The sequence below is a fragment of the Phenylobacterium sp. NIBR 498073 genome, assembly GCF_027286305.1.
GTDB lineage: Bacteria > Pseudomonadota > Alphaproteobacteria > Caulobacterales > Caulobacteraceae > Phenylobacterium.
Genome location: NZ_CP114599.1, coordinates 4,279,176 through 4,289,989 on the forward strand (window position 1 = coordinate 4,279,176; position 10,814 = coordinate 4,289,989).

Below are 10,814 nucleotides of genomic sequence, written 5' to 3' on the forward strand. Positions count from 1 at the left end.
TCTCTCGGGGGAAGTTCTGATGATCACGCGCCGTCTCGCGCTCGCCCTGACCGCCGCGCTGACGCTGGCCGGCTGCAGCCCGAAGGAGGCCGCTAGGCCCGCGGCCCCGGCCGTCGTCAACTTCTCGATCATGTCCACCGAGGGCCGCCAGACCCAGATGGACGACTGGGGCCCGTTCCTGGCCGACATGGAAAAATCCATCGGCATCCCGGTGAAGCCGTTCTTCGGCACCAACTACACCTCGCTGATCGAGGCCATGCGTTTCAAGCAGACCGACGTGGGCTGGTTCACCAACCAGTCGGGGCTGGAGGCCGTGCGCCGCGCGAACGGCGAGGTCTTCGCCCGCACCGTCAAGCCGAACGGCCCGGACGGCTACCAGGCGGTGATCGTGGTCAGGAAGGGCTCGGGGATCACCCTCGATAAATTGCTCAAGTGCGACCGCACGCTGAACTTCGGCATGGGCGACGCCAAGTCGACCTCCGGCGCCCTGGCGCCGATGACCTATCTGTTCGCCCCGCGCGGGGTCGATCCCAACACCTGCTTCAAGACCGTCCGCTCGGCCAACCACGAGGCCAACCTGTTCTCGGTCGCCCAGGGCCTGCTCGACGCGGCCACCAACAACACCGCCTCGATGGACCGCATGGCGATGATGGGCACGGAGATGTCGAAGAAGACCCTGGCCAGCCTCGACGTGATCTGGACCTCGCCGACCATCCCCGAGGACCCGATGGTCCGCCGCAAGGATCTCGACCCGGCGATCAAGGCCAAGATCGACGCCTTCCTGTTCAGCTACGGGACCGGCGAGGGCCCCGAGGCCGAGCGCCAGCGCAAGGTGCTCGAGCGCATCCAGACCAAGCCCTTCAAGCGGGCCGACAATTCGCACCTGCTGCCGGTCCGCGAGATGGAGGCCTCGGGCCAGCTGATCCTCGCCCGGCGCAAGGGCGACGCCGCGGCCGAAAAGGCCGCCCAGGCCGAACTCGACGAGATCGCCGCCGAGAAGAAGGCCCTGCCGCCCGGCCAATAGCGGAACCCAAGCGCGGCTAAGACGTCCTCCCTTGCTTGAGGCTTGGAGGGAAACGCCGATGAACCTGCTGCGCGCCAAGAGAGTCCTGGGCCTGCTGTCCCTCGCGGTCGGGGTGACCGCGGTGGCCGCGCCGCGACGGGTGACCCGGTTCCTGGGGCTCACCTTCGACGACCAGGCGATGAGCGCCTTCGGCGCCCGCGAGATCGCCTCGGGCGCCGGCCTGCTCTCGCCGGTTCCGCCTGGGCCATGGTTTTGGATGCGGGCCGGCGGCGACCTCATGGACCTGGCCGTCCTCGGCCGCGCCATCGGCCGCGACAATCCTCGCCGCAAGATCGCCTACGCCGCTTTCGGCGCGGTGGTCGCCATCGCCGTGGTCGACCTGGCCATCGCCATCCACGCCGCCCGCAACCGCCGCGAGGAACGCGCCGCGGCGGCATGAACGCCGGGTGTCGTCCTACGACGTCCGCAGGCAGATCACCTGCGCCACCCGCAGGTCGCGACGCAGGGTGTCGGCCACCCGGCCGTAGTTGTCGGTGGTGATCGGCTCGCCGACCGCGAACTTGTCGGCCCGCTGGTGGGTGGCGGCCAGGGCCCCGAGCACCGTCTCGGGCGAGGTGGTGTAGATCCGGCCGCGACGCGGGCTCTCGGCCACCGTCACCCCGATCACCCGTCCGGCGCGGTCCAGCACCGGCGAGCCCGACAGCCCGGCCAGGGTGCCCTCCAGCCCGTCGGTGCGGCCGGTCTCGGCCCAGACCAGCACCGGCTCGGTGCGCGCGCCGCGGCCGCGCACCTCGAGGTTTTCACGGCCCAGCAGGCGCGAGGTCGCTTCCCCCGGCTCGCCCTGCGGATAGCCCGGATGGAACGCGCGGTCGCCGCGGCGCAGCGGTTGCTGCAGGCCCAGCGGCAGCGGTGGGGCGCCGCCTTCGGTGGTCAGGATCGCAGCCTCGCCGCGCGGGTCGATGTGGACCTGCGCCTCCACCCCGCGGCCCTCGGCCACGACGACGGCGGTCTGGGTGCAGCCGTCGACTACGTGGCGGGCGGTGATCCACACCCCGGCGTCGGAGACCGAGAACGCCGTGCCGATCCCCGGCTCGGCCTTGCCCGGCACGTCGACCACCACCTGCGGGTCGAACGGCGAGGCCGGGCCCAGCGGCAGGCCCTCGCCGCCGGCCACCGGCGGCGGCGGCGGCGGGGCGTCGGCGCGCTCCTGGCGGCCGACCGCCGCGATCAGCAGCGCCAGCACCACCGCCAGATAGACCAGCCAGTCCGGAAGCCTGGGAAAGTGCATGACGTGTCGACGGTCAGCCGGCCATCGCCGAGGCGATGATCAGGGCCGTGGCCAGCTTGGCCCCGACCAGCAGGGCGGCGGCGGCGACCTCGCCTTCGGCGATGCGCTGGGGCAGGCCGTGCAGCGCCAGGTCCACCAGCCGGAAGATCAAGAGCTGCAGCGCCACGCAGGCCGCGCCCCACATGCCGATCTCCAGCGCCGAGGTCGAGCCGGCCAGCGAGGCCGACAGCGGGATCGCCAGCCCGACCAGCACCCCGCCCAGCGACAGGGCCGCGGCGGAGTTGCCCTCGCGGATCAGGGCGATCTCACGGTGCGGGGTCATCAGCACGTAGACTGTCACGCCGATGAACAGGATCGCCACCGTCACGGCGATATGCATCAGGGCGATGGGAAAGCCGTTGGCGAAGGCCTGGATCTCAGGCGATTGCAGTTGCGGCATGGGACCCCGTGGGCTGGACGCTAAGAACTCGGCCGCATCGTTAGCACGGACCAGTGAAACCTAGAGCTTGATAGCCGGAAGTGGAAACCGGCTCCGGCGGCCATCACGCTCTAACCATTTGAAATAGCGCCATATTTGCATTCGCAAAAAATGGGCCTAGGCAATGGCCTCGGCGTCGCCTGCGGCCAGCTTGCGCCGGGCGCTGGCCCGCAGCTTCTCGCTCTCGCTCTTCAGCTGGCCGCAGGCCGCCAGGATGTCGCGGCCACGTGGCGTGCGGATCGGCGAGGCGTAGCCGGCCCGGTTGAGGATCGCCGCAAAGCTCTCGATCGCGCCCCAGTCCGAGCAGCCGTAGTTGGTGCCCGGCCACGGGTTGAACGGGATCAGGTTGATCTTGGCGGGGATGCCCTTGAGCAGCTTGACCAGGGCCTTGGCCTCGGCCGGGCTGTCGTTGACGTCCTTCAGCATCACGTACTCGAAGGTCACGCGGCGGGTGTTGGACAGGCCCGGATAGTTGCGGATGCCTTCCATCAGCGTGGCGATGTCGTACTTCTTGTTCAGCGGCACCAGCACGTCGCGCAGGTCGTCGTTGGTGGCGTGCAGCGAGATCGCCAGCATCGCCTGGGTCCGCTCGCCCAGCGCCTTCAGTTCCGGCACCACGCCCGAGGTCGAGACCGTGATCCTGCGGCGCGAAATGGCGATGCCCTCGCCGTCGGCGATGATGTCGATGGCGTCGGCGACGTTGTCGAGATTGTACAGCGGCTCGCCCATGCCCATGAACACGATGTTCGAGAGCCGGCGGTCCTCCTTGGGCGAGGGCCACTCCGAAAGGTCGTCGCGGGCCACCTGCACCTGGGCGACGATCTCGGCCGCGGTCAGGTTGCGGACCAGCGCCTGGGTGCCGGTGTGGCAGAAGGTGCAGTTCAGCGTGCAGCCGACCTGGCTGGAGACGCACAGCGCCCCCGAGCGGCCGACGTCGGGAATGTAGACGGTCTCGACCTCGATGCCCGGCGCCATGCGGATCAGCCACTTGCGGGTGCCGTCCTTGGACACCTGGCGCTCGACCACTTCCGGACGCGCCAGGGTGAAAGCCTCGTCCAGCGCCGCGCGGGTCTCCTTGGCGACGTCGGTCATCGCCGAAAAGTCGGTGGCCCCATAGTGGTGGATCCAGCGCCACAGCTGGCTGGCGCGCATCTTGGCCTTGTCCGGGCGCACGACCTCGGCGTCGATCAGCGCCTGGGCCAGCGCCTTGCGGGTCAGGCCCGAAAGGTTCGGTTTGACGGCGGGCGCGACGGGTGCGCGCGAAAGATCAAGGGTGACGCCCAAGGGATGCTCACGGTCTGGAAGACCGCGGAATATAGGGCGCCGCCGCCCTTACGCCAAATGCCCGCCCCTGCGGCCTTTCAGTACGACATGTCATCCTGGTTTCGGCGCAGCCGAAGACCGGACCCATGAACACCAGATGGATCAGGAACGGGCGAGGTCGCGCTACATCTTCAAGGCGCGGCGCAAATGGGTCCCGGTCTTGCTTGGCAAACCGGGATGACACCGGGAGGCAGAGCGCCGCCCTAAAGCAGCCACACCCCCAGCATGAACGCCGCTCCGGCCGCCGCCGCGCCGATCGCGAACCAGGCCATGCGCGAGGGGCGCTCCTCGACCACCGCCACCGCCGCGGCGGCCGGCGGCGGGTTCTCGATCAGCCGGTGCAGCGCCCGCAGCGCCTCGATGCCCTCGTCGACGAAGCGTTTGACCCGCGCCTGCGGGCCGAGCTCGCGCAGCATCCAGCGGCGCACCACCGGGTCGGCCGCCTTCCAGATGTCATGGTCGGGGTCGAGCCGGCGGGCCACGCCCTCGACCGTCATCATGGTCTTCTGCAGCAGCACCAGCTGCGGCTGCAGGCGCATGTCGAACAGGGCGGTGATCTCGAACAGCTGGGTCAGCACCCGGCCCATCGAGACGTCGCTGGCGGTGCGCCCGAACAGCGGCTCGCCGACCGCGCGCAGGGCCTGGGCGAAGGCGTGGACCGAATGGGTCCGCGGCACATAGCCGGCCTCGAAATGGGTCCGGGCGATCTGCTCGTAGTCGCGCTGCAGGAAACCCCAGAGGATCTCGGCCAGGTAGCGCCGCTCGGCCGGGGCCAGCCGCCCGACGATGCCGAAGTCCACAGCCATGATCTCCGCCGGGGCGGCGACGAACAGGTTGCCCTCGTGCAGGTCGGCGTGGAACACCCCGTGGTCCAGCGCCTGGGACAGGAACGCGCGCAGCAGCTTGTCGGCCAGGGCCGGGCGGTCGAGGCCTTCCAGCTCCAGGCTCGCCGGGTCCGACAGCGGCGCGCCCTTGGCCCATTCCTGGGTCAGCACGGTCTTGCCGACCCCGTCCCAGACCACCTTCGGCGCGGCCATGTAGCCGTCCTTGGCCATCACCTCGCCCAGCTCGTCGCCGCCGGCCGCTTCCAGCCGCAGGTCGAGCTCCAGCTCGGTGGCGCGGATCACGGTGCTGGCCAGGGCCCGCGGCTCCAGCCGGCGGGCGTCGGGCGACAGCTTCTCCATCAGCCGCGCCGCCAGCGCCAGCACCTCGGCGTCCTGGGCCACGCGATGGGCGATGCCCGGCCGCAGCACCTTGACCGCCACGCGCCGGCCGTCCAGCAGGGTCGCGTCATGCGCCTGGGCCAGCGAGGCGGCGGCCACCGGCTCGCCGAAGCTGGAATAAAGGCTGTCGATCGGGCGGCCGAGGCACGCCTCGACCTCGCGCCTGGCGACGTCCGTCGGGAACGGGTCGAGCTTGTCCTTCAGCCGCGACAGGTCGTCGGCGAACTCGGCCCCGAAGATGTCGGCGCGGGTCGAGAGCAGCTGGCCGAGCTTGATCGCCACCGGCCCCAGGCCCTCCAGCGAGCGGGCCAGGCGCTCGCCCGGACGCCCCTCGCGCGCCTGGCGCCCGGCCAGGCCCCGGATCGACCGCGACAGGGTCGCGATCCGCGGCGGATAGAGCCCGTCAAGCTCGCGCGGCAGCAGGGCGTCGTTGCGCGCCAGCGACCAGCCCGCCGCCGCCAGCCGCCCGAAGGCCGCGAGACTTCCCATGAACTAGAACGCCCAGCCGTGATGCAGGGCCGCGACGCCGCCGGTGAAGTTGGTGTAGCCCGCGCGGCTGAACCCGGCCTTCTCGATCATCGAGACGAAGGTCCGCTGGTCGGGGAACCGGCGGATGCTCTCGACCAGGTACTGGTAGCTGTCGCGATCCTTGGTCACCAGCTTGCCGATTTCCGGGATCACCTTGAACGAATAGGCGTCGTAGGCCTTTCGCAGCATCTCGGTGGCCGGCTGCGAGAACTCCAGGCACAGGAACCGCCCGCCCGGCTTCAGCACCCGGCGCGCCTCGACCAGCGCGGCCTGCACGTCGGTGACGTTGCGGATGCCGAACGAGATCACATAGGCGTCGGCGCAGGCGTCGGGCAGCGGCAGCCGCTGGGCGTCGCCGACGTTCCAGGTGATCTCCGGCTCGCCGCCCTTGGTGCGGCCGGCGGCGATCATCTCGGCGTTGTAGTCCATGATCATGATCTGCGCGTCGGGGCCGCCGCGGCGCAGCTGGGCGGCGCGGGCCAGCTTGGCGAACCGCCGGGCCATGTCGCCGGTGCCGCCGGCGCAGTCGATGATCACCTCGCCCGGCTGCGGGTTCAGCCGCGCGGCCGTGGCGTCCTTCCAGAGCCGGTGCACGCCGGCGCTCATCAGGTCGTTCATCAGGTCGTAGCGGCTGGCGACGCTGTCGAAGACGCCGCGCACGAGGCCGGCCTTCTCGGAGGCGTCGACGTCGCGGAAGCCGAAGGTGGCGGAGGGTCCGGTCATGAGGACGGGTCTTAGCTCGGCCACGCCAACCGCGCCAGTCGCGGGGCGCTCCTCCAGAGAAATGACGACACGCCGGGGCGCTCCATCGCCCCCTTGGAGGATAGGGACAAGAAGGGGCGATCCTCTCAGCTGTCATCCCGGTTTCGGCGCAGCCGAAGACCGGGACCCATGAACACCGGATGGATCAGGATGCAGCTCAGCGGAGCCTCGTTCGCCAGCATGGCGCGAAGGGGTCCCGGTCTTGCTTCGCAAACCGGGATGACACTTTGGGACGCCGCCGCGGCAAAGGTTGTCCCGCCCGCCCCGAAATGCCACTTCAAGGTCATGCCTGAATTACCCGAGGTCGAAACCGTCCGGCGCGGCCTGCAGCCGGTGCTCGAGGGCCGCCGCCTGTCGCGGGTCGAGGCGCGCCGCCCCGACCTGCGCTTTCCGTTTCCCGACGGCTTCGTCCAGCGCCTGACCGGCGCCACCATCCAGCGGCTGGAGCGGCGGGCGAAATACCTGATGGCGGTGCTGGACCGCGGCGAGACCCTGGTCATGCACTTAGGGATGAGCGGCCGCTTCGAGATCGCCCAGCCCGAGGGCTACCAGCGGCCCGGCGAGTTCCACTACGCCCCCGACCCCGATCCCAAGCACGCCCACGTGGTGTTCGAGGCCGACGACGGCGGGCGCGTCACCTATTACGACCCGCGCCGCTTCGGCTACATGGACCTGATCGAGACCGCGGCCATGGATCAGCACCCCTGGTTCGCCGGCCTGGGTCCCGAGCCGCTGTCGGACGCCTTCGACGCCCAGCGCCTGATCACCGCCTTCGCCGGCCGCAAGCAGGGCCCCAAGACCCTGCTGCTCGACCAGCGCGTCGTCGCGGGCCTGGGCAACATCTATGTCTGCGAGGCGCTGAACCGCGCGAAGATCTCGCCGCTGAAGCCCGCCGGGTCGATCAAGCCGGCCAAGCTCGGCCCGCTGGTCGGGATCATCCGCGAGGTGCTGGAGGAGGCCATCGAGGCCGGCGGCTCGACGCTCAAGGACTACGCCGCCGCCGCCGGCGCGCTCGGCTACTTCCAGCACCGCTTCCGCGCCTACGACCGCGAGGGCGAGCCCTGCGCCAATCCCGGCTGCAAGGGCACCATCGCCCGCGAGGTCCAGGCCGGCCGCTCCACCTTCTATTGCCGCACCTGCCAGAAATGAGCCCGCCCATGACCCGACGTCTGCTCGGCGCCCTCGCCGGCCTGCTGCTCGCCGGCTGCGGCGCGGTGGAGGCGCAGGCCCGCCCGCCGGTCTGGACGGTGCGCGACGCCGACTCCGAGCTGGTGATCTTCGGCTCGGTCCACGTCCTGCCGCCGGGCCTCGACTGGCGGCCGGCCGAACTGGACGCGGCGCTGGCCAAGGCCGACGACCTCTGGTTCGAACTGCCCATCGACCCGGCGTCGGAGGCCAAGGTCGGCCAGCTCGCCGCCGCCCACGGCCTGCTGCCGCAGGGCCAGTCGCTGTCGGCCCTGCTCTCGCCCGAGGGTCGCGAGCGGCTGACGACCGCGACCGCCGATCTCGGCGTCTCCATGGCCGTGCTCGACCGGCTCGAGCCCTGGTTCGCCGAGGTGGTGCTGGCCGGCGCCCAGTTCCAGAAGGCCGGGGCCGACGCCAGTTCCGGCGTCGAGAAGATGATCTCCGGCTCGGCCCCCGCCTCGGCCCGGCGCCGCGCCTTCGAAAGCCCGGAAGAGCAGATCGCCATCTTCGACGCCGCGCCGCTGGCCCAGCAGGTCGCCTCGCTGGAACAGAGCCTGATCGAGCTGAACGAAAACCCGCGGGCCTATGACGAGCTGATCGCCCACTGGATGGCGGGCGACCTGCGCGCCCTGGACGAGGACGTGCTCGGCCCGCTGCGCACGGCCGCGCCGGGCCTCTACGCCCGCCTGGTCACCGAGCGCAACGAGCGCTGGCTCACGACGCTCAAGGCCCGGCTTGACGGCTCGGGCCGCACGGTGGTCGTGGTCGGGGTCGGCCACCTGGTCGGCCAGGACGGCCTGCCCGCCCGGCTGCGCGCCCTTGGCTACAGCGTCGAAGGGCCTTAAGCCCGGCGGACCGACATCGCCAGCGAGGGCTGCCATGAGCTACGAGACCCTGATCGTCGAGCAAACCGAAGGCGTGACCCTGATCCGCCTCAACCGGCCCGAGGCGCTCAACGCCCTGAACAGCCAATTGCTCGGCGAGCTCTGCGCCGCCCTCGACGCCGCCGAGGCCGACGAGGCCGTGCGCTGCGTGGTGCTCACCGGCTCGGACCGCGCCTTCGCCGCCGGCGCCGACATCAAGGAGATGTCGACCAAGACCTACGCCGAGATGTTCAAGCAGGACTTCTTCGGCGCCAGCGCCCGCCGCATCGAGCAGTTCCGCAAGCCGATCGTCGCCGCGGTCGCCGGCTACGCCCTCGGCGGCGGCTGCGAGCTGGCCATGCTCTGCGACTTCATCATCGCCGCCGAGAGCGCCAAGTTCGGCCAGCCCGAGATCAACCTCGGCGTCGCGCCCGGCATCGGCGGCACCCAGCGCCTGACCCGCTTCGTCGGCAAGTCCAAGGCCATGGAGATGATCCTCACCGGCCGGATGATGGACGCCGCCGAGGCCGAGCGTTCGGGCCTGGTCTCCCGCGTCGTGCCGTCCGATCAGCTGATCGGCGAGGCCATGGCCGCGGCGACCAAGATCGCCGGACAGTCGCCGCTGGCGGTGATGATGAACAAGGAGCTGGTCGAGACCGCCTACGAGACCACGCTATCCACCGGCGTCGCCGTCGAGCGCCGCCTGTTCCACTCGCTGTTCGCCTTCGACGACCAGAAGGAGGGCATGGCCGCCTTCGTCGAGAAGCGTAAGCCCGACTTCAAGGGCTCCTGACCTTGCGCCTCATCGCGTTCGGCGACTCCATGGTCGCCGGCGCCGGCGATCCCGACCACCTCGGCTGGATCGGCCGGGCCCTGCTCGGCCGCCGATCGATCACCCTCTACAATCTCGGCGTCCGCCGCGAGACCTCGGCCGACATCGCCGCCCGCTGGCGGGCCGAGGCGACGCCGCGCTTCACCGACGAGGAGCCGATGCGGATCGTCTTCTCGTTCGGGGCCAACGACTGCTATCCGGTCGACGGCAAGCCGCGCGTCGCCCAGGCCGACAGCCTCAAGAACGCCCAGGCGATACTGACCGGGGCCGACGCCCACTGCCCGGTGCTGCTGGTCGGCCCGCCGCCGATGGCCGATCCCGGCGTCTCGGCGCGGCTCGAGGTGCTCAACGAGAACCTCAAGGTCCTGGCCGCCAGGCTGAAGGTCCCGTTTATCGACGTCTTCCAGCCGCTGGAGGCCGACGGCCTGTGGCGCGAGGAGGCGATCGCCTGGGACGGCGCCCACCCCGGCGCGGGCGGTTATCAGCGCATGGCCGACCTGATCTCGGCCCATCCCGCCTGGCGCGCGTTCACCCTTGTGGATTAAACCCGTCGGAGTCGCATTGACCCGCGCGGCGCTGTCCCGTATATCCGCGCCTCCAATTTGCCCGCCCGGGTTTTGGCTCGGGCGCGATCCGTATTGAGAGCTGACACATGGCCAACACGCCCGGCGCCAAGAAGGCGGTCCGTAAGATCGCCCGCCGTACCGAAGTCAACAAGGCTCGCCGCTCGCGCGTGCGCACCTACCTGCGCAAGTTCGAAGAGGCCGTCGCCTCGGGCGACGCCGGCGCCGCCAAGACCGCGTTCGTCGAAGCTCAATCCGAGCTGATGCGCGCCGTCACCAAGGGCGTCGTTCACAAGAACACCGGGTCGCGGAAAGTGTCGCGCCTGGCCGCCCAGCTGAAGAAGATGGCCGCGGCCTGAGGTTGAAGGGTCAAGCTTGAAGCTTGGCCGCAACCTCCCTTGAAAATACGGAAATTTGAGACACCCGCGGGTTGCAGGACCCGCGGGCGTTTTATTTTGCGGCGCACCACAACTGCACGCATCTGCGGCGATACTTCTCAGCTAACGGAACGTTGAAATCCGGATTCCCTTGCCGAGCGAGGGGTGGATTTGAGTCAACGAAAATATCCGTCGACGCGGCGAAGAATCACCGTTGACCCCCTAGTCGCCCCGACTAGGGTGACAAACCTCAAGACGTCCTTCCATCTGATCTCGGATGAAAAAAGGCGGCGGCGGGGGCATTGCGCTCGCCGGGTAAGGCTTTGTGTTCGTTGAACAAAGTTGTTCCGCTGCGGGGGCGCTGACGG

12 protein-coding genes are annotated in these 10,814 nt (G+C 70.0%); 7 read left to right on the forward strand and 5 right to left on the reverse strand.

Annotation, left to right across the window (positions count from 1 at the left end):
* The first annotated feature begins 19 nt into the window (after positions 1–19).
* Both phnD and O4N75_RS21225 read left to right on the forward strand, forming a co-directional pair.
* Positions 20–1,024 carry a phosphate/phosphite/phosphonate ABC transporter substrate-binding protein gene (gene phnD / locus O4N75_RS21220; RefSeq protein ID WP_269627369.1) on the forward strand — a complete coding sequence of 335 codons (1,005 nt, stop codon included), beginning with the start codon at positions 20–22 and terminating at the stop codon, positions 1,022–1,024.
* Between the two features lie 58 nt (positions 1,025–1,082).
* Positions 1,083–1,463, forward strand: a complete 381-nt coding sequence (locus O4N75_RS21225) for a hypothetical protein (RefSeq protein WP_269627370.1) — start codon at positions 1,083–1,085, stop codon at positions 1,461–1,463.
* Between the two features lie 15 nt (positions 1,464–1,478).
* Here O4N75_RS21225 and O4N75_RS21230 read toward each other — a convergent pair whose 3' ends face one another.
* The 5 genes from O4N75_RS21230 to O4N75_RS21250 all read right to left on the reverse strand — a co-directional run bounded on the left by O4N75_RS21230 (position 1,479) and on the right by O4N75_RS21250 (position 6,587).
* Positions 1,479–2,312, reverse strand: a complete 834-nt coding sequence (locus tag O4N75_RS21230) for a serine protease (protein ID WP_269627371.1) — start codon at positions 2,310–2,312, stop codon at positions 1,479–1,481.
* A 13-nt stretch (positions 2,313–2,325) separates the two neighbouring features.
* A complete protein-coding gene (locus O4N75_RS21235) occupies positions 2,326–2,751 on the reverse strand; it encodes a DUF350 domain-containing protein (RefSeq protein ID WP_269627372.1) in 426 nt (141 codons plus the stop codon).
* A 156-nt stretch (positions 2,752–2,907) separates the two neighbouring features.
* A complete protein-coding gene (gene rlmN, locus O4N75_RS21240) occupies positions 2,908–4,074 on the reverse strand; it encodes a 23S rRNA (adenine(2503)-C(2))-methyltransferase RlmN (RefSeq protein ID WP_269627373.1) in 1,167 nt (388 codons plus the stop codon).
* Between the two features lie 242 nt (positions 4,075–4,316).
* A complete protein-coding gene (gene ubiB / locus O4N75_RS21245) occupies positions 4,317–5,825 on the reverse strand; it encodes a 2-polyprenylphenol 6-hydroxylase (RefSeq protein ID WP_269627374.1) in 1,509 nt (502 codons plus the stop codon).
* A 3-nt stretch (positions 5,826–5,828) separates the two neighbouring features.
* Positions 5,829–6,587 carry a class I SAM-dependent methyltransferase gene (locus tag O4N75_RS21250; protein ID WP_267234173.1) on the reverse strand — a complete coding sequence of 253 codons (759 nt, stop codon included), beginning with the start codon at positions 6,585–6,587 and terminating at the stop codon, positions 5,829–5,831.
* 324 nt (positions 6,588–6,911) lie between these two features.
* Here O4N75_RS21250 and mutM point away from each other — a divergent pair, with 324 nt between their 5' ends.
* The 5 genes from mutM to rpsT all read left to right on the forward strand — a co-directional run bounded on the left by mutM (position 6,912) and on the right by rpsT (position 10,428).
* On the forward strand, positions 6,912–7,775 hold the full coding sequence (gene mutM, locus O4N75_RS21255) for a bifunctional DNA-formamidopyrimidine glycosylase/DNA-(apurinic or apyrimidinic site) lyase (protein WP_269627375.1): 864 nt from the start codon (positions 6,912–6,914) through the stop codon (positions 7,773–7,775).
* 8 nt (positions 7,776–7,783) lie between these two features.
* On the forward strand, positions 7,784–8,656 hold the full coding sequence (locus tag O4N75_RS21260) for a TraB/GumN family protein (protein WP_269627376.1): 873 nt from the start codon (positions 7,784–7,786) through the stop codon (positions 8,654–8,656).
* Positions 8,657–8,690: 34 nt separating this feature from the next.
* Positions 8,691–9,467, forward strand: a complete 777-nt coding sequence (locus tag O4N75_RS21265; RefSeq protein ID WP_269627377.1) for an enoyl-CoA hydratase — start codon at positions 8,691–8,693, stop codon at positions 9,465–9,467.
* 2 nt (positions 9,468–9,469) lie between these two features.
* Complete coding sequence (locus O4N75_RS21270) at positions 9,470–10,051, forward strand: GDSL-type esterase/lipase family protein (RefSeq protein ID WP_269627378.1); 582 nt, start codon at positions 9,470–9,472, stop codon at positions 10,049–10,051.
* Between the two features lie 107 nt (positions 10,052–10,158).
* On the forward strand, positions 10,159–10,428 hold the full coding sequence (rpsT, locus tag O4N75_RS21275; protein WP_183777175.1) for a 30S ribosomal protein S20: 270 nt from the start codon (positions 10,159–10,161) through the stop codon (positions 10,426–10,428).
* The last annotated feature ends 386 nt before the right edge of the window (positions 10,429–10,814 follow it).

Excerpts from the sequence above, each read along its gene's own strand:
- phnD (WP_269627369.1), top strand. The coding sequence starts at position 20 with ATGATCACGCGCCGTCTCGCGCTCGCCCTGACCGCCGCGCTGACGCTG.
- O4N75_RS21225 (WP_269627370.1), top strand. The coding sequence starts at position 1,083 with ATGAACCTGCTGCGCGCCAAGAGAGTCCTGGGCCTGCTGTCCCTCGCG.
- O4N75_RS21230 (WP_269627371.1), bottom strand. The coding sequence starts at position 2,312 with ATGCACTTTCCCAGGCTTCCGGACTGGCTGGTCTATCTGGCGGTGGTG.
- O4N75_RS21235 (WP_269627372.1), bottom strand. The coding sequence starts at position 2,751 with ATGCCGCAACTGCAATCGCCTGAGATCCAGGCCTTCGCCAACGGCTTT.
- ubiB (WP_269627374.1), bottom strand. The coding sequence starts at position 5,825 with ATGGGAAGTCTCGCGGCCTTCGGGCGGCTGGCGGCGGCGGGCTGGTCG.
- O4N75_RS21250 (WP_267234173.1), bottom strand. The coding sequence starts at position 6,587 with ATGACCGGACCCTCCGCCACCTTCGGCTTCCGCGACGTCGACGCCTCC.
- mutM (WP_269627375.1), top strand. The coding sequence starts at position 6,912 with ATGCCTGAATTACCCGAGGTCGAAACCGTCCGGCGCGGCCTGCAGCCG.
- O4N75_RS21260 (WP_269627376.1), top strand. The coding sequence starts at position 7,784 with ATGACCCGACGTCTGCTCGGCGCCCTCGCCGGCCTGCTGCTCGCCGGC.
- O4N75_RS21265 (WP_269627377.1), top strand. The coding sequence starts at position 8,691 with ATGAGCTACGAGACCCTGATCGTCGAGCAAACCGAAGGCGTGACCCTG.
- rpsT (WP_183777175.1), top strand. The coding sequence starts at position 10,159 with ATGGCCAACACGCCCGGCGCCAAGAAGGCGGTCCGTAAGATCGCCCGC.